The sequence below is a fragment of the Ideonella livida genome, assembly GCF_010499455.1.
Taxonomy (GTDB): Bacteria; Pseudomonadota; Gammaproteobacteria; order Burkholderiales; family Burkholderiaceae_C; genus Ideonella; species Ideonella livida.
This window is the reverse complement of record NZ_JAAGOH010000001.1, coordinates 251,839-269,534: the sequence shown is the minus strand read 5'-3', so window position 1 is coordinate 269,534 and position 17,696 is coordinate 251,839. Positions and strand designations below refer to the sequence as shown.

The following is a 17,696-nucleotide window of genomic DNA, read 5'->3' as shown; positions in this document are numbered from 1 at the left end:
CCGCGCGGTGCCGTTCACACCGCCTCGCAGCACGGAGAATCAGTATAGGCGCCGGGGCCGTCGTCCCTGTCGGCGACGCGGGTGTGACAGGCCGGGAGATTCGGCGGCGGCCGCGGCCTCATGCCTCGTGGTCCTCGCGCAGCGGGCCGTGCAGCCGGGTCAGGCACTGCTGCTCCAGGTGGTCCAGGGCGGCCATCAACCGGCGGCTGGCGTCGGCATAGCCGGTCTTGAACAGTGCCCGGGCGCGGGCGCTGGCCCCGCTGTGCTGGAAGCTCAGCACGTTGGAGGCCTGCAGGTGCACCATCTGGTGCTGGCGCACCAGCTCCTTGAAGCCCGGTAGGCGGCCGAAGCGGCGCAGGCCTTCGCCGTGAACCCAGTCGCCACAGGGGCAGCGGTCGTCAAAGCAGGCCTCCTCGGCGCGCATGGCCTCGGGGCTGGCGCGTCCCAGCAGTTGGTTGACCAGGGCCTCGTGCCACAGGCGGTGGGCCTGGCGGCCGTTTTCCAGGCTGCGGGTGAGCACGGAGGCGCGCAGCGCCCGGCTGGGCCGTTCCGGCGCGCCGGACGTGGCCGGGCGCAAGGGAAGCAGTCGCATGATCATCGGAGGTGGGCGGTCCGGGAAGCTCTATGTGTCCCTTATCGGCCAAAGCCGCCAAAGGACAAGGCAGGGCCAGCGGCGCAGTCCTGATTCCGTGATCCCTCCACAGCACCAGCGTGACCGATCCGACCCTTGGGGTGAATGACGGTGGATTCTTCCGCCGGTGACTGACAGCCTTCTGAGCCGGTCGGGCCCGGCGGTGACCGGTGCCTGCAGCCACGCGTGCACGCACACCGCAGTTGGGTGTGGCGCCCCCAGCAGGAATCGAACCTGCATCTGAGACTTAGGAGGTCCCCGTTCTATCCATTGAACTATGGCGGCACTTCGGGCCGGCGATGAACGGCGGATGGCCGCCGCCGGCGCGAACCCTGCATTTTGGCATGAGCGCGTGGGGCGTCCGCTGCGGGTGGCGGGCTCAGTCCCAGCGCCAGGTCCAGACCAGGTCCAGCGACCGCTCCTCGGTGCCAGACTGCGCCCGGACGGTGTAGCGCTGCGCGGCGCGGTAGATGAGCTGCCAGGTGCCGGCGGTGGCGTTGACGCTGCGCTCGTAGCCCACGTACCAACGGCGCGTCAGTTGCTTGCCCACACTGACCACGGTAGCCCGCACGTCGCCGTCGGTCTCCTGGCGCACGGCGAAGTCCGACAGGCCGAAGTTCTTGATCAGGCCTTCCACCACCCCTTCGCCTTCGCCGGCCAGCAGGGCCAGCGCCGCCTTCTGCAGCAGCTCCACGTCGGCCTGTCCCAGGCCGTCGGTGGCGCGCCCCAGCAGCAGCCAGCTCAACTTCTCGGGGTCGGTCATGTCGGGCTCACTGGCCAGGCGCACATGGGGATTGAGCGCCGTGCCGGTGATGGCCACGCCCACCTTGAGGCTGTCGAGGTCGGAGCGCACGGCGAAGATGTCCAGCCGCGGGTCTTCGAGCGGGCCGTAGAACAGCACCTGGCCGCGGTCCACCCGCAGCTTCTGACCGTAGGCGGCGTAGGTACCGCCCTGGGTGTTGACCTCGCCTTGCAGGCGCAGGCGGTTCTCGGGGGTGGTCAGGCGCAGCGTGCCGCGCAGCTCGCTGTCCAGGCCGCGGCCGCGCACCACGAAGTTTTCGCCCAGGTCCAGGGTGAGCGCGACGTCCTGCTGCAAGTTGGTGCGTCGGGGGGCGCGGGCATTGGCCGGCGCGGTGGTGGCGTCACTGTCCGCGCCCAGGAGCTCCACGTCGTCATCGAGCTCGGGGGCATTGCCGTGGCTCACGTCCACATAGCCTGAATCCAGACGCAAGTCGCCGCGGGCCTGCAAGGCATCGGGCCGCAACGCCAGCTGGATCTCCCCGCTGGTGACCAGGCGGCGGTCCACCCGGCCTTGCAGCTGGAAGGCCCGCGCTTGCACCGTCAAGGCGGCGCGCGGCGTGCCGTCCAGCCAGGCGCGTCCCTGACCGTTGACCTCGCCCTGTCCGGACTCGAAATGCAACGCGCGCAAGGCGATCTCGGTGCCCTCCAGCGTCAGGTCCACCCGGCCGCGCTGGAAGTGGAGGCCTTGCAGCATGTGTCGGAAGGACAGGCCTTCGCCCTGCACGGTGCCGGTCAGCTGGGGCTGCCCGAGGGTGCCGGCCAGCTGGGCCTGGGCATTGACCTCACCGCCCAGGCGCCACCCGGCAGGCACCCAGGCCGACCAGACGCCCAGGCTGGCCACCCGCCCCTGCATGACGCCGGAGACCGGGGTGTCGGCCGCCGGCCAGGCGCCGGGGTCGCCAGGCTGGGCCTGCACAGCCAGGGCCAGCTCGCCCAGGGCCTGGCCGGCCAGACCCAGCGAGCTGCGCCACTGGCCGCTGTCGGCATCCAGGCCCAGTCGCAGGGCGTTGAGCCCGAGCGCCTGCGCCCCCTGACCGGCGGCGCGCAGGTCTTCGGCCAGGCTCAGGTCGCCAGACAGGCGCTCCAGGCTCAGCGCCAGCCGCGGGGCACTGCCGGGCTGCAGCCGCACCCGGGCCTGGCCACCCAGCAGCAGGTCGCCCTGCCAACCCATTTCGGGCATCAGGCGCTGCAGCCAGGGCGCGGCGGCCAAGGGGTCGAGCTGCACGTCGGCTCGCACCAGATCCAGTCCGGGTCCTGGCCGGGGCTGCCACTGCAGCTCGCTCCAGCGCAAGCTGGCGCCGGCCAGCGCCAGGCCGCCGGGCGCCAGGGCCAGGCCCAGGGGCCGGCCTTCTCGGTCCAGCGCCAGGTTCAGCTGCAGGCCCTGGGCGTCCAGCCAGACGGGGCCGGGGGCGTCCGGGCTGTCCAGCTGCAAGCGTTTGAATTCCGCCTGCCAGCGGCTGCCGGCCGTGTCGCCCACGGGCGTGACAGCCTCCCCCGGGGCCAGGGGGGCGGTGGATGGCGGGACGGTGGCGGCCGCCAGGGCTGCTGGGGCCTCGCTGCGGGTGGGCTCGGCCTGCCAGCGGCCCGCCAGCTCCAGGCGCAGGCGGCTTTGGCGGGCCAGGGGACTGCCCAGCAGGCGCCGCCATGGCTCTGGCGGCGCCTGGTCGGCCTGCATCGCCAGGCTGATCTGGTGCTGCTGGGGGCTGCCCTGCCACTGCAGGCTCAGGGCCTGCAGGGCGGCGGGCCAACCTGGCGAGGCCAGACGGTCGGCACTCAGGGCCCCCACGGTCTGGAGGTGCTCGCCCTGCCAGCGGCCTTCGCTGTGCAGCCGCAACGCCTGGAGCTGCAGGTCGCGGGCCTGCCATTCCGGGGCCTGCAGCCGTGCGCTCCATTGCAGCTCACCGGGCAGGCCCTGGGCCTGGGCCTCGGCCAGCAGGGCGCCCTGGCGTGGCCAGTAGCGCTCCCGCACGCTGGCTGGCAGCAGGACCTGGGCCAAGGCGTCGAGCTGGTCCGGTTGCGGCAGGTCGGCCTGCAAGGTCCAGCGCGGGGGCAGGTCGGGCTGTTCAGGGTCGGTGGGCAGCTGACCCCCGAGGTCCAGCTGGTTGCGGCCCACCTGCAGCTGCAGCCGGGCCTGCGTGCCCAGCGCGGCGCGTTGCCAGTCCAGCTCACCCTGCCATTGCACGCCCTGCCATTGGCTGCGGCCCAGCGCCACATGGGCGCTGCCTTGCAGGCCCTGCTGCAGGCGCTGCTGCCAGGGTTGGTGGCTGTCCAGCAGGCGCGACAGGTCCACGCCGGCTTGGCTGCGGGCTTCCAGGTTCCAGCGCTGTTCGCCGCGGCCCAGCGAGGCGGCCAGTCCCGCGGGCAGCCACAGGCGGGGGTCGAAGGCGGTCGTGCGGGCCTGGAGGTCCCAGCGCCAGCGCTGCCCCGCCTCGCGCTGCACCTGGCCGCTGAGGTGGGCGCTGGCCTCGCCCGCCTGCAGATGGAGTTGGCGCAACTGCAGCGACCGCGGCCCCAGCAGGGCCTGGGCGCTGACTTGCAGGGGCAGGGCCGCCGCGGTGGGGGGGTCTTGGCCGGCCGGGGCGCTGGCGGGCTCCGGGGTCAGGGCGCCGGTCAACGCGGCCTGCAGGCGGGCTTCCCAGCGTCGGGCGTTGCCGGCCGCGGGGCGGCCTGGGGAGGGCGGGAGGGGGCCGGGTTGGGCCTCTAGGGTGGTGGGCGGCGGGGCCAGCCAGCTGGCCGGCGTGGGCAGGCCGTGCAGGCTGAGCTGCAGCGGGCCGTCCAGCCGCATGTCCGAGAGGGTGGGGCCGACGGTCTGCACCCGCCAGCGCTCCAGGGCCAGCCGGAGGCTGGCGCTGCCCTGGCCGCCCTCGGCACCGTAGGCGCCGCTGCCCCGCAGGCGTCCGCCGCGACCCTGGCCGTCGTCCCAGTCCAGGTCCAGCTGGCGCAGCTGCAGGGCCTCCAGCTGGGGGGCGCCGCCGCCCGCCGGCGTGCTCAGGCGGCTGTCCAGCGCCAGGTCCAGGCGGCGCAGCGGCAGCTGGCCGGCGTCCAGGCGTCCGGGGCGGCGGTTGTCCAGGCGCAGGCGCGCTTGCACCGGCTGGTCCGGGCCCTGAGCCTGCAGCTCCAACCGGGCGTCCAGCCGCGTGGCCGGCCACGGTGTGGCCAGGGTGTTCAGGTCCAGCTCGCGCGTTTCCACCCACAGGCGCTCCACCGGCCACGGGCGCAAGGGCTGCAGCACCGCTTCGGCTTGCGCGCGCTGGAACAGGCCCTGCCAGCGGCCCTGCAGGCTGGCCCGCAGGGTCGGACGCGCCAGCGGACCGTCCAGCCGGGCCTGGGCGTTCCAGGCCAATGCATGGCCGGCAGCCGGGGAACGGCCGCGTGCCTCCAGCTGCAGGGAAACGGGCAGGGGTGCCAAGGCGCCCAGCGTCAGTTCACCTTGCAGGCGGGCCTGTGGCAGGTCCAGCTGGCGCAGCTGCAGGCGGTGGTGGTCGGGCTGCCCATGGCCGAGGTCAAGCTCCGCCTGCAGGCCGGTGAGGGCGGGGGCCTGGTCCACCTCCAGGCGTTCCACGGCGATCTGCTCGATGCGCAGGGCGGCCGGCAGGCGCAGGTCCGTTGGGGGGGCGGAGGGCGTGGTGTGGTCTGCGGGTGCGCTGCGCCAGGTGACTTGCCGGGCGGCCAGCAGGTCCAGCTGCAGGGCGGGCAGGCCCCAGGCGGTCCAGTCCAGGGCCTGCAGGCGCACCTCCAGCGCCTGCACCTGCAGCTCGCCGGCCTGGCCTTGCCATCGCAGCCGCTCGACGGTCCATTGGCGGCTGCCCAGCAGGGGCTGGGCCAGGCCTTCCACCTGCAGCCCCGGCACGCTGGACAACAGCCAGCGGCTGCCGGTGGCCGTGCCCAGGAGCGCGGCCAGGACCACCACGGGCAGGGCCAGCAGCAGGGCCAGGCGGGTGATGGCCCCGCCCAGGGTCTGCACCAGGGCCTGCCACACGCGCCGGGCGCGGGTGGGGGGCGACGGCGGCGGTGCCCCGGTGGGCCCGGCCGACCCGGGCACGGGCGGCGCCGTGGGTGAGGTGGCCGGCCCGTCGGGCGCAGGGGCGGGCCCCAAGGGGGCGGTGTCGTCAGGGACGGGAGAAGGAGCCGGCATGGCGCGTCAGAAAGCGATGCCGATGTTCAGGTGCAACCGGGCGTGGCCCAGTTCCTGACCCCAGGCCCAGTCCAGCTTGAGCGGGCCCACCGGGCTGCGCCAGCGCACGCCCAGGCCGTAGCCCCAGGCCGGATCGGCGTCGGTCCAGTGGTCGGCGGCGCGCCCGGCGTCGACGAAGGCCGCCCACCAGAAGGCGGGGGTTTCACGGGTGAAGGGGCGGGCAATCTCCAGGCTGCCGGTCCACAGCACGGTGCCCCCGCGCACGGTGCCGCTGTCGCTGAGCGGCGCCAGGGAGCGGTAGGCGTAGCCCCGTACCGAGTCGTCCCCACCGGCGCGGAAGAGCTGGGAGTCGGGCACCTGCAGGCCGGTGCGGCGCAGCACCTGGCCGGCCTCCAGCTTGCCTTGCAGGTACCAGTTGCGGCCGGTGGGCCAGTAGCCGATGACCCGGCCGTAGAGCCGGCCGAAGGGGCCCGGGTTGGAGTCGTTGCCATCGGTGGCGCCGGCGCCGAGCTGCAGCTGGGCGCTGTAGCCGTCTGTGGGCAGCAGCACACTGTCGACCCGGCGCCAGATGCGGTGGCGGTTCAGGGACAGGGCGTTGAGGTCTTCGCAGTGGAAGCCGACGCCGCTGGCGTTGGCGTCGCATTCGCGGGCGCGTTCGGCCTCGATGAAGTTCAGCCATTCGTCGGCGGTGGTGTCGTGCGCCAGGCCCAGGCGCCAGCGCTGGGACAACACGATCTCCGCGTCGTCGGTCTCGCGCTTGACGACCAGGCCCAGCAGGCGGCGCTCAAAGCGGGTGTCCAGGTAGGTGGAGAGTTCGCCGTCGATGGTCTGCTCCGAGGCGGCCCAGCCCAGCTTGACCCGTGAGGTCAGCGGCCAGCCCAGCACGCGGCGGTAGCGGTGCTCCACCGTGGCTTTGGGGCCCACATTGCTGGTGTAGCCCACCGAGAAGGTGGCGCTCTGCAGGGTGGACTCCTGGAGCCGCACTTGCACCGGCGCGGCCGCCGCCGACGCCTGGGCCGGCACCACGGCCACGCTGACCTGGTCGAACAGGCCGGTCTTCTGCAGGCGCTCCTGGTAGGCGATGAGCCGGGCCTCGGTCAGGGCCTGTCCCGTGGTGAAGCCCGCGAGCCCCCGCACCTGGGCCAGGTCGTGGTGGACCAGCCCGGTGACTTCGATGTCGCCCGCCCGGTAAAGCGGGCCGCTGTCGAGCACCAGGAACAGCCGTACCGAGCGGCCGTCGGTCTCGACCTGGGCGCTGGTGCCGCTCCAGGTGGCGCTGAGGTAGCCGGCCGCCCGCAGCTGGGCGATGACCGCGGTCTTGGCGTCGCCCCAGGCGGCGTTGGTGAAGTCGCTGCCCTCGGGCAGGCCCCAGCTGCTGCGCAGGCGGTCGCGCACCTCGCGGGCCTGCTCGTCACCCTGATCGGCGGCGCTGCCCAACTCGCCTTGCACGTCCAGGGCCAGGCGGCGCACCCGGGCCTTCGGACCGGCCTGCACCTTGAGCACCACCCGGGTCACGGCGATGGCCTGGCGCGTGTCCGGCACCGCCTGGCTGGCGGTGGCGGTGGACGGGCCCGGTGCCGTGGCGGCCGGTGTGGGCGCGGCGGGCTCTTCCATGTCCGGGCCCACCTCCACGCTGACCTGGGCGCTGAAGCGGCCCAGCACCCGCGCCAGTTCGCGGGCCTGGGCCGGGGCGGCCTCGATCAGGCGGGTCCATTCGGCCGGGTCCACGCTGGCCGCGTCGGGCAGGCGCATGGCGCGGGCCAGGTCCAGGTGCTGCTCCAGCAGCGCCCGCAGGTCGGACGGGGCACGGATCTCCAACCGCGGCAGCCGTCCTTCGGCGTCCCGGGGCAGGGTACTGGCCGGGGCGGAAGCGCCGGCGGCGGGGGAGGGGAGGGCGTCGCCGTCGGCGGGGGCAGCCGGTTGGGGGGGGCCGTCGAGCAGGGCGCAGCCTTGCATCGCCACCATCCCGCCCGCCGCCAGCAGGGCTGCCCGCGCCAGGGCGAGCAGGCGTCGCCACGGTCGGGCGGCGCAGCTTGCCGGTGCACTCATTTGCTCAGCAGCCTCATGGCCCCTTCCAGGCCCTGCAGCGTCAGCGGGAACATGCGCTGCTGCATGATCTTCTGCACGATGGCGATGCTCTGGTGGTACTCCCACACCCCCTGGGGCTCGGGGTTGACCCAGGCGAACTTGGGGAAGGCGTGCGTCAGGCGCTGCAGCCACTCGGCACCGGGTTCCTCGTTGTTGTATTCGACGCTGCCGCCGGGCTGCAGGATCTCGTAGGGGCTCATGGTGGCATCGCCCACGAAGATCAGGCGCCAGTCCTTGTTGTACTTGCGGATGATGTCCCAGGTGGGGGACTTCTCGGCGTAGCGGCGGCGGTTGTTCTTCCACATGAAGTCATAAACACAGTTGTGGAAGTAATAGAACTCCAGGTGCTTGAACTCGCCCTTGGCGGCCGAGAACAGCTCCTCCACCCGGTGGATGTGCTCGTCCATGGTGCCGCCCACGTCCATCAGCAGCAGCACCTTCACCTTGTTGTGGCGCTCGGGCACCATCTTGATGTCCAGCAGGCCGGCGTTGGCGGCGGTGCAGTGGATGGTGTCGCCCAGGTCCAGTTCCAGGTCGGAGCCCTCACGCGCGAAGCGCCGCAGCCGGCGCAGGGCCACCTTGATGTTGCGGGTGCCCAGTTCCAGGCTGTCGTCGTAGTCGCGGTAGGCGCGCTGTTCCCATACCTTCACGGCGCTCTTGTGGCGCCCGGGCCCCCCAATGCGGATGCCCTGCGGGTTGGTGCCGCCGTGGCCGAAGGGGCTGGTGCCGCCAGTGCCGATCCACTTGCTGCCGCCCTCGTGGCGCTCCTTCTGCTCTTCCAGCCGTTTCTTGAGCGTCTCCATCAGCTCGTCCCAGCCCATCTTCTCGATGGCCGCCTTCTCCTCGGGACTGAGCTCGCGCTCCAGCACCTTGCGCAGCCAGTCCAGCGGGATCTCGCGGCCGAAGTCGGTGAGCATCTCCACGCCCTTGAAGTAGGCGCCGAACGCGCGGTCGAACTTGTCGAAGTGGGCCTCGTCCTTCACCAGGGTCATGCGGGCCAGGTGGTAGAACTCGTCCACCGAGGGGCCGATCACCCCGGCGCGCAAGGCCTCCAGCAAGGTCAGGAACTCCTTGACCGACACGGGCAGCTTGGCCGTGCGCAGGGTGTAGAAGAAGTCGATGAGCATGGCCGTTCCGGTGGCGGGATCGGTCCATTGTGCCCAAGGGCGGCGCCGGCCGCAGCGCCTGGTTGCGGTGGACGCCCACTGGGAGCAGGACCGTCTGTCACCGACCGGTGGCAAGATGTGGCTTGCGGACGGATACGCCGGGCCGCATGTGGGGGGCGGATGTGAGCGACGACGGGGTCTATCACCTGTACGTGGCCGTGGCCTTGCAGCAGGCGCTGTACGGCCTGGGCTGGGCCGCGGGGGCACGCCTGCTGCCTGCCAGCCGACCGGCCATGCGGGCCTGGGCGGCTTTCTCCTTGTGCACCGCGGCCGGCCTGGGTCTGGCGGTCATGCGGCCGCTGCTGCCCCCCTGGGTCGGGGTTGTGGGGGCCAATGTGTTCCTGCTGCTGCCCTTTGTGCTGGTGTGGCGGGCGGTGGAGCTGTTCTTCGGGCTGCCACCCCATCGAGGCTGGCAAGGTGCCCTGGCACTGGGGCTGCTGGCCACGCTGGTGTACCTGGGGCCGGCGCCGGAGCAGTCCACCACCCGTGCGTGGGTGATGCTGCTGGCCATCGGGGGCATCATCGGCGCGGCGGCCCTGCGCAGCCACGGGCCCATGCGCCACGAGTTCGGCCCGGTGGTGGCCTGGGTGGTGCACCTGCCCGGGCTCCTGGCGGCCCTGGTATTGCTGGCGGTGCTGGCCGGCGTGGCCGCTTCGCCCCATCGCCATCTGCAGGACCTGGCCTCCCTGGACCTGGCCCTGCCGCTGGGCTACGGCATGCTGCTGGCCTGCAACGGCATCCACCTGGCCTATGGCGGCATGCAGCTGACCCGCCTGGCGCGTCGGCTGCTGCACCTCTCCCGCCATGACGGGCTGACCGGCCTGCTCAACCGTCGGGCCATGCACGACGTGCTGCAGGATGAATGGCAGCGCCACCTGCGCTTGGGCTCGGGCTTTGCGTTGCTGATGCTGGACCTCGACCATTTCAAGCAGGTCAACGACCGCTGGGGCCACCACGCCGGCGACCTGGCGCTGGTGCACACCGCCCGGCTGCTGGACCGGCAGCTGCGGCCCACCGACCGGGCCAGCCGCCACGGCGGTGAGGAGTTCCTGCTGCTGCTGCCGGGCGTGGATGGCCTGACGGCCTTGCAGGTGGCTGAGCGGCTGCGTCAGCAGCTGCAGGCCGATCCGGTGGCGCTGGACGACGGCATGCGCTTGGGCTTGACCGTGAGCATCGGCGTGGCCGGCCTGGCTCCGGGCGACGACGGGGTGGCCGCGCTGTTGCGCCGCGCCGATGCCGCGCTCTATCAGGCCAAGGCCGACGGCCGCAACCAGGTCAGCCTGGCTCCCGATCCGCCGCCGCCGCCCCAGGGGCCACCCAACCGCCAGCGGCTGGCCCAGGGCAGCCGCCGCGCGCGGGCCGACGAGTTTTAGCGCCGCCGCCGCGCCCGGCCTTCAGCGGTGGTGGCGCTGCATGAAGATCAGCTTCTCGAACAGGGTCACGTCCTGTTCGTTCTTCAGCAAGGCGCCCACCAGCGGCGGCAGGCTCACGGCGCTGTCGGTGCTGCGCAGGGCCTCGGGCGGGATGTCCTCGGCCACCAGCAGCTTGAGCCAGTCGACCAGTTCGCTGGTGCTGGGTTTCTTCTTGAGGCCCGGCAGGTTGCGCACCTCATAGAAGCTCTTGAGCGCGGCCGCCAGCAGCTCCTGCTTGAGGTCCGGAAAGTGCACGTCCACGATCTTCTTCATCGTGTCGGCGTCGGGGAACTTGATGTAGTGGAAGAAGCAGCGGCGCAGGAAGGCGTCGGGCAGCTCCTTCTCGTTGTTGCTGGTGATGAACACCAGCGGCCGGTGCTTGGCACGGATGGTCTGGCGCGTCTCGTAGCAGTGGAACTCCATGCGGTCGAGTTCGCGCAGCAGGTCGTTGGGAAACTCGATGTCGGCCTTGTCGATCTCGTCGATCAGCAGGGCCACCGGCTCGTCGGCCTCGAAGGCCTGCCACAGCACGCCCTTGACGATGTAGTTGTGGATGTCCTTGACCCGTTCGTCGCCAAGCTGGCTGTCGCGCAGGCGGCTGACCGCGTCGTACTCGTACAGGCCCTGGTGGGCCTTGGTGGTGCTCTTGACATGCCATTCCAGCAAGCGCAGCCCCAGGGCCTTGGAGGCCTCCTCAGCCAGCATGGTCTTGCCGGTGCCGGGCTCGCCCTTGACCAGCAGCGGCCGGCGCAGGGTGAGGGCGGCGTTGACCGCCAGCATCAGGTCGTCGGTGGCGACGTATTGCTCGGTTCCTTGGAATTTCATGGCGTGCTCGGGGAAGCGGCAGGGGCGGCCAGCGGGCCGGATGGGGCCGTTTGAGTATAGGGTCCGGGCCTGTGGCCCCGCGTCGCCTGGGCGATGCCCCGGCACAGGCCGGGCAGGCGTGCGGCGGTGGCTCAAGCCCGCGGGCGGCGGGCCGATAGACCCTGAAGCCGCCCTCCTGCCCCTTCCACCTTTCTTACGGCCGCCCTGCGCGCATGCTCAAGAAGATCCCCGTCCACCAGGTCCGTCTGGGCATGCACATCCATGGCCTGGAAGGGGCTTGGCTGGACCATCCTTTTTGGAAGAGTCGCTTTGTCTTGCAGGACCCGGCCGACCTGGCCAAGCTGCAGGGCAGCCGCCTGGAAGGGGTGTGGATCGACACCGGCCTGGGCGAGGATGTGGCCCCGGTGGCCGCGCCGCCGGCGCCCGCGCTGCCGGTGGCGGCGGCGGCTGCCGCCGCGGTGCAGCCGCCTTCCCCGGCGCCGTCGCCGGCCGAGCCTGTCCGGGCCCCGCGGCCCGGCCGGCCCCTGCAGGAGGAGCTGGTGCAGGCGCGTGCCCTGGTGCGCCAGGGCCAGGAGCAGGTCAGCGCGATGTTTGCCGAGGCGCGCATGGGTCGCGCCATCGACGCCGAGCAGTGCTTGCCGCTGGTGCATGAGATCGCCGAGTCGGTCTCGCGCAACCGCCAGGCGCTGGTGAGCCTGTTGCGGCTGAAGACCCTGGACGACTACACCTACCTCCATTCGGTGGCGGTGTGCGCGCTGATGATTGCCCTGGGCCGTGAGCTGGGCCTGGACGAGGACCAGCTGCGCGTGGCCGGCCTGGCGGGCCTGGTGCACGACGTGGGCAAGGCGGTGATGCCGCTGCACATCCTCAACAAGCCGGGCAAGCTCACCGACGAGGAGTTCCACGTCATGCGCAGCCATCCGGTGCGCGGTCACGAGATGCTCAGCCAGGCCCGGGCGGTGGGCCCGGAGGCGCTGGACGTGTGCCTGCACCACCATGAGCGCATGGACGGTACCGGCTACCCCTACCGCCTGCCGGGCACAGCGCTCAGCCAGCTGGCCCGCATGGGGGCGGTGTGCGATGTGTATGACGCGGTCACCTCCAACCGCCCCTACAAGAAGGGTTGGGACCCGGCGGAGTCGCTCTCGCGCATGGCCAGCTGGCAGGGCCATCTGGACCCCTACATCTTCCAGGCCTTCGTCAAGAGCGTGGGCATCTACCCGGTGGGGTCGCTGGTGCGCCTGCAGTCGGGTCGGCTGGCGGTGGTGGTGGAGCAGCAGTCCGGTCGGCTCACCACCCCGTGGGTGCGGGTCTTCTACTCCACCCTGCAGAAGCTGCCGCTGACGCCGGAGCTGCTGGACCTGTCGCAGGCCAGCGACCGCATCGTGGCCCGGGAGAACCCGGCCCAGTGGGGCTTCCCGCAGCTGGACCTGCTGTGGGCCGGTGAGGCCGCCAAGGGCTGAGCCCGGCTGCCGGGCTGACCGCAGGGGCCGACTCAGCGGGCCGGGGGCTCCACGGCTGCATCGCCGTCCCCGGGGCGGTCCGCCGTGGCTGGCGGCGGTGGCTCGTCCACCTCTTCATACAACGCCTGCGCCACGTCCGCGCCCCGCTCGGGGCCGAAGCGCCGGCGCAGTTGGGCGGCGATGGCCTGGGCCATGGCCGTGGCTTCGTCCGCGCCCAGGTTCAGCACCGCCCGTGAGGTGACCACGTAGTGCATCTCCAGCAGCTGGCGCAGCTTGTCGAAGGCGCGGGGGTTGTGCTGGGTGCAGACGCCGCTGTCGCCATGCAGCAGCCGGGTGATGACGTAGGGGTCGTGCAGGTGCAGTCCGCAGACGCTGGCCAGCCGGACGATCTCGCTGTCGATGTCCTGGATCGGTCGGGCCAGGTGCTCATGGGGCAGGGGTGGCAGGTCGGCGGACATGGTGGGCGGTTGGGGGGGCGGCAGAGGGCTCCAGTCTACGGACAAAGGCTGCGGGTTAACCCTTGAATTTCAGGGTCGTCAAGCTTGAGCGCGCTCAAGCCTGAAATGGCCAGATGGTTGCCGGTTGACTTTCCGGATTGGCAGGGTACTGGCCGGCTGGCCTCCGGTCCTGTCGGGAGCGCGTCGGCAGACGCGTAAAAAGTCCAGTGTTGACAGGTGCTTGGGCGCGCGCCTCCGGACATACCCCAGACCCGCCGCCGCGGGCACGGGCCTTGAGACTCAGCACGCACGCCGCGTCTGGCGGGGTCGTCACGGAGTCCGGAGGAGATGGAACACATGGAAACCTTTTACGAGGTGATGCGGCGGCAGGGCATTTCCCGCCGCAGCCTGCTGAAGTACTGCTCGCTCACCGCCACCTCGCTGGGGCTGGGGCCGGCCTTTGTGCCGCAGATCGCGCACGCCATGGAGACCAAGCCGCGCACCCCGGTGCTGTGGCTGCACGGCCTGGAATGCACCTGCTGCAGCGAGAGTTTCATCCGCAGCGCGCACCCGCTGGCCAAGGATGTGGTGCTGTCGATGATCTCGCTGGACTACGACGACACCCTGATGGCCGCCGCCGGCCACCAAGCCGAGGCCATCCTGGAAGAGATCATGGCCAAGTACAAGGGCAACTACATCCTGGCCGTGGAAGGGAACCCGCCGCTCAACGAGGACGGCATGTTCTGCATCCAGTCGGGCAAGCCCTTCATCGAGAAGCTCAAGCGCGTGGCCAAGGACGCCAAGGCCATCATCGCCTGGGGCTCCTGCGCCTCCTGGGGCTGCGTGCAGGCCGCCAAGCCCAACCCCACGCAGGCCACGCCCATCCACAAGGTCATCACCGACAAGCCCATCATCAAGGTGCCGGGTTGCCCGCCCATTGCCGAGGTGATGACGGGCGTGATCACCTACATGCTGACCTTCGACAAGATCCCCGAGCTGGACCGTCAGGGCCGACCGAAGATGTTCTACAGCCAGCGCATCCACGACAAGTGCTACCGCCGGCCGCACTTCGACGCCGGCCAGTTCGTCGAGGCCTTTGACGACGAGTCCGCGCGCAAGGGCTACTGCCTCTACAAGGTGGGCTGCAAGGGCCCGACCACCTACAACGCCTGCTCCACCGTGATGTGGAACGAGGGCACCAGCTTCCCGATCAAGGCCGGCCACGGCTGCATCGGCTGCTCGGAGGACGGCTTCTGGGACAAGGGCTCGTTCTACGACCGTCTGACCACGATCCACCAGTTCGGCATCGAGGGCACGGCCGACCAGATCGGGGGCACGGCCGCCGGGGTGGTGGGCGCCGCCGTGGCCGCGCATGCCGCGGCCTCGGTCATCAAGCGCGTGGCCTCCAAGCCCGACATGAGCGAGACCGGCAAGTAAGCCTGGCGTCCCCGCCTTTCCTGACACGCATTCACGAGGAACCCCATCATGGGCGTCATCGAAACCCAAGGCTTCAAGCTGGACAACAGCGGCAAGCGCATCGTCGTCGACCCCGTCACCCGCATTGAAGGCCACATGCGCTGCGAGGTGAACGTCGACGCCAACAACGTCATCCGCAACGCGGTCTCCACCGGCACCATGTGGCGTGGGCTGGAGGTCATTTTGAAGGGCCGCGACCCGCGCGACGCCTGGGCCTTTGTGGAGCGCATCTGCGGCGTCTGCACCGGCTGCCATGCCCTGACCAGCGTGCGCGCCGTGGAGGACGCGCTGGGCATCAAGATCCCGCTCAACGCCCACCTCATCCGCGAGATGATGGCCAAGACCCTGCAGGTGCATGACCATGCGGTGCACTTCTACCACCTGCACGCGCTGGACTGGGTGGACGTGGTCAGCGCCCTGAAGGCCGACCCGAAGAAGACCTCCGAGCTGCAGCAGCTGGTCTCGCCCAGCCATCCGCTGTCCTCGCCCGGCTACTTCCGCGACGTGCAGACCCGGCTCAAGAAGTTCGTCGAGAGCGGCCAGCTCGGCCCCTTCATGAACGGCTACTGGGGCTCCAAGGCCTATGTGCTGCCGCCCGAGGCCAACCTGATGGCCGTCACCCACTACCTGGAGGCGCTGGACCTGCAGAAGGAATGGGTCAAGGTCCACACCATCTTCGGCGGCAAGAACCCGCACCCCAACTACCTGGTGGGCGGTGTGCCCTGCGCGATCAACATCGACGGCAACGGTGCCGCCGGCGCGCCCATCAACATGGAGCGCCTGAACTTCGTTGAGGCCCGCATCAAGGAGATGATCGAGTTCAACCAGAACGTCTACATCCCGGACGTGTTGGCCATCGGCACGATCTACAAGCAAGCCGGCTGGCTGCATGGCGGCGGCCTGTCGGCCACCAACGTGGCCGACTACGGCACCTACGAGAAGGTGCCCTACGACCACGCCACCCACCAGCTGCCTGGCGGCGTGATCCTGAACGGCAAGTGGGATGAGATCCACCCCATCGACCCGCGTGACCCCGAGCAGGTGCAGGAGTTCGTCAGCCACAGCTGGTACCAGTACGCCGACGAGACCCAGGGCCTGCACCCCTGGGACGGCGTGACCGAGCCCCACTTCAAGCTCGGTGCCGGCACCAAGGGCACCAAGACCCACATCGAGAGCCTGGACGAATCGGCCAAGTACAGCTGGATCAAAGCCCCGCGCTGGCGTGGCCATGCCGTGGAGGTGGGCCCGCTGTCGCGCTACATCCTGGCCTACGCCCATGCCAAGAAGGGCAACACCTACTGCCAGCGTCCCAAGGAGCAGCTGGAGTTCTCGGCCCAGATGATCAACAGCGCCATCCCCAAGGCCCTGGGCCTGCCCGAGACCAGCTACAGCCTCAAGCAGCTGCTGCCCACCACCATCGGCCGCACCCTGGCCCGGGCGCTGGAGAGCCAGTACTGCGGCGAAATGATGATGGACGACTTCAAACAGCTCGTCGCCAACATCAAGGCCGGTGACACCGCCACCGCCAACGTCGAGAAGTGGGATCCGAGCACCTGGCCCAAGGAGGCCAAGGGCGTGGGCACGGTGGCTGCGCCGCGCGGCATGCTGGGCCACTGGATCAAGATCAAGGACGGCAAGATCGAGAACTACCAGTGCGTGGTGCCCACCACCTGGAACGGCTCTCCCCGTGACCACAAGGGCCAGATCGGCGCCTTCGAGGCCAGCCTGATGAACACGCCCATGGTCAATCCCGAGCAGCCCGTCGAGATCCTGCGCACGCTGCACAGCTTCGACCCCTGCCTGGCCTGCTCGACCCACGTCATGAGTGACGAAGGCGCCGAACTCTGCACCGTCAAGGTCCGCTGAGGCCCCGCCGCACAAGGAGACACCCGATGAAGAAGATCCTCATCCTGGCGGCCCTGCTGGGCGCCGCCGCCTCGGCCTCGGCCCACACCGGGCACGGCACCCACAGCTTGTTCGAGGGCTTGGCCCATCCCCTGGGGCTGGACCACCTGCTGGCCATGGTCGCGGTGGGCGTCTGGAGCGCCGCCGCGCTGCAGGGCGCCCGCCGCTGGCTGGGGCCGGCGGCCTTTCTGGCGGCCATGACCCTGGGCGCCGCCGCCGGCGCCGCGGGCCTGGGCCTGCCCGGCACCGAAGGCGCCATCGCCCTGAGCGTGGCCGCCCTGGGCGCGCTGCTGCTGGCCGGGGCCCGCCTGCCGACGGCCGCCGGCCTGGGGGTGGTGGCCGTGGCCGCCACCTTCCACGGCCTGGCGCACGGCGCCGAGCTGCCGGCGGGCGGCACCTTCGCCGCCTACGCCCTGGGCTTTGGCGTCACCACCACCGCCTTGCACGTGGCTGGGCTGGGCCTGGGTCGCGCCCTGCGCCAGGCCCAGGCCTGGGTGTGGCGCACGGCCGCCGGGGCCCTGACCGCCGTCGGCCTGCTGCTGCTGGTGCGCGCCTGAACGTCCGAGCCTGAACGCCGGCCTGCCGGCCGGCGCCCCACCCCTGCGAGGAGGAGACCCGCATGTCATCCACATCGATCGACAAGCTCAACGACGCCCGGGGCACCGACCCCGGAGCCATTGAGCACGGTGCCACCATCAAGGCCGTCTACGTGTACGAGGCGCCGGTGCGCATTTGGCACTGGATCAACGCCCTGGCCATCACCGTGCTGTGCGTCACCGGCTACTTCATCGGCAGCCCGTTGCCCACCATGCCCGGTGAGGCCAGCGACCACTTCCTGATGGGCTACATCCGCTTTGCCCACTTCGCCGCGGGCTATGTCATGGCCGTCGGGCTGCTGGGTCGGCTGTACTGGGCCTTCGTGGGCAACCACCATGCCCGCGAGCTGTTTACCCTGCCGGTGTTCCAGAAGGTGTACTGGCAGGAGGTCATCACCATGCTCAAGTGGTATGCCTTCCTGATCCCGCAGCCCAGCCGCTATGTCGGTCACAACCCCATGGCGCGCCTGGCCATGTTCTGCGGCTTCTTCGTGTTCTCGGTGTTCATGATCCTCACCGGCTTTGCCATGTATGGCGAGGGCCTGGGCGCGGGCTCCTGGGCCGACCGGCTGTTTGGCTGGGTCATCCCGCTGATGGGCCAGAGCCAGGACGTGCACACCTGGCACCACTTCGGCATGTGGGGCATGGTGATCTTCGTCACCCTGCATGTCTACGCCGCCATCCGCGAGGACATCATGGGCCGCCAGAGCATCGTCAGCACCATGATCTCCGGCTACCGCACCTTCAAGAAGTAAGCCGGG

12 protein-coding genes and 1 tRNA gene are annotated in these 17,696 nt (G+C 70.8%); 6 read left to right on the top strand and 7 right to left on the bottom strand.

Annotation, left to right across the window (positions count from 1 at the left end; all coding sequences use genetic code 11):
• Window positions 1-118: 118 nt before the first annotated feature.
• The 5 genes from G3A44_RS01300 to G3A44_RS01280 all read right to left on the bottom strand — a co-directional run bounded on the left by G3A44_RS01300 (window position 119) and on the right by G3A44_RS01280 (window position 8,782).
• A complete protein-coding gene (locus G3A44_RS01300) occupies window positions 119-592 on the bottom strand; it encodes a CZB domain-containing protein (protein WP_163455673.1) in 474 nt (157 codons plus the stop codon).
• A 249-nt stretch (window positions 593-841) separates the two neighbouring features.
• Window positions 842-916, bottom strand: a tRNA-Arg gene (locus G3A44_RS01295).
• Window positions 917-1,010: 94 nt separating this feature from the next.
• Window positions 1,011-5,567, bottom strand: coding sequence for a translocation/assembly module TamB domain-containing protein (locus G3A44_RS24015; protein ID WP_163455672.1), 4,557 nt, complete (start codon window positions 5,565-5,567; stop codon window positions 1,011-1,013).
• A gap of 6 nt (window positions 5,568-5,573) precedes the next feature.
• The gene (locus G3A44_RS01285; RefSeq protein WP_239061634.1) at window positions 5,574-7,616 is read right to left on the bottom strand and encodes an autotransporter assembly complex protein TamA; all 2,043 of its coding nucleotides are present in this window, start codon (window positions 7,614-7,616) and stop codon (window positions 5,574-5,576) included.
• Window positions 7,613-8,782, bottom strand: a complete 1,170-nt coding sequence (locus tag G3A44_RS01280) for a vWA domain-containing protein (RefSeq protein ID WP_163455671.1) — start codon at window positions 8,780-8,782, stop codon at window positions 7,613-7,615. The genes G3A44_RS01285 and G3A44_RS01280 overlap by 4 nt, the downstream gene beginning before the upstream one ends.
• A 146-nt stretch (window positions 8,783-8,928) precedes the next feature.
• Here G3A44_RS01280 and G3A44_RS01275 point away from each other — a divergent pair, with 146 nt between their 5' ends.
• On the top strand, window positions 8,929-10,194 hold the full coding sequence (locus G3A44_RS01275) for a GGDEF domain-containing protein (RefSeq protein ID WP_163455670.1): 1,266 nt from the start codon (window positions 8,929-8,931) through the stop codon (window positions 10,192-10,194).
• Window positions 10,195-10,215: 21 nt separating this feature from the next.
• On the opposite strand, the gene G3A44_RS01270 is transcribed toward G3A44_RS01275, so the two are convergent.
• Entirely contained in the window at window positions 10,216-11,058 is an 843-nt protein-coding gene (locus tag G3A44_RS01270) for an AAA family ATPase (RefSeq protein WP_163455669.1), read from the bottom strand.
• A gap of 212 nt (window positions 11,059-11,270) precedes the next feature.
• On the opposite strand from G3A44_RS01270, the gene G3A44_RS01265 reads away from it, so the two are divergent.
• The gene (locus G3A44_RS01265; protein ID WP_163455668.1) at window positions 11,271-12,521 is read left to right on the top strand and encodes an HD-GYP domain-containing protein; all 1,251 of its coding nucleotides are present in this window, start codon (window positions 11,271-11,273) and stop codon (window positions 12,519-12,521) included.
• A gap of 32 nt (window positions 12,522-12,553) precedes the next feature.
• Here G3A44_RS01265 and G3A44_RS01260 read toward each other — a convergent pair whose 3' ends face one another.
• Window positions 12,554-12,979, bottom strand: a complete 426-nt coding sequence (locus tag G3A44_RS01260; RefSeq protein ID WP_163455667.1) for a hypothetical protein — start codon at window positions 12,977-12,979, stop codon at window positions 12,554-12,556.
• Between the two features lie 336 nt (window positions 12,980-13,315).
• Between G3A44_RS01260 and G3A44_RS01255 the strand changes: the two genes are divergently transcribed.
• From G3A44_RS01255 to cybH, 4 genes are all read left to right on the top strand, one after another.
• Window positions 13,316-14,395, top strand: coding sequence for a hydrogenase small subunit (locus tag G3A44_RS01255; protein WP_163455666.1), 1,080 nt, complete (start codon window positions 13,316-13,318; stop codon window positions 14,393-14,395).
• A gap of 48 nt (window positions 14,396-14,443) precedes the next feature.
• A complete protein-coding gene (locus G3A44_RS01250; RefSeq protein WP_163455665.1) occupies window positions 14,444-16,300 on the top strand; it encodes a nickel-dependent hydrogenase large subunit in 1,857 nt (618 codons plus the stop codon).
• A 26-nt stretch (window positions 16,301-16,326) separates the two neighbouring features.
• The gene (locus G3A44_RS01245; RefSeq protein ID WP_163455664.1) at window positions 16,327-16,896 is read left to right on the top strand and encodes a HupE/UreJ family protein; all 570 of its coding nucleotides are present in this window, start codon (window positions 16,327-16,329) and stop codon (window positions 16,894-16,896) included.
• Between the two features lie 62 nt (window positions 16,897-16,958).
• The gene (gene cybH / locus G3A44_RS01240) at window positions 16,959-17,690 is read left to right on the top strand and encodes a Ni/Fe-hydrogenase, b-type cytochrome subunit (RefSeq protein WP_163455663.1); all 732 of its coding nucleotides are present in this window, start codon (window positions 16,959-16,961) and stop codon (window positions 17,688-17,690) included.
• Window positions 17,691-17,696: the final 6 nt, after the last annotated feature.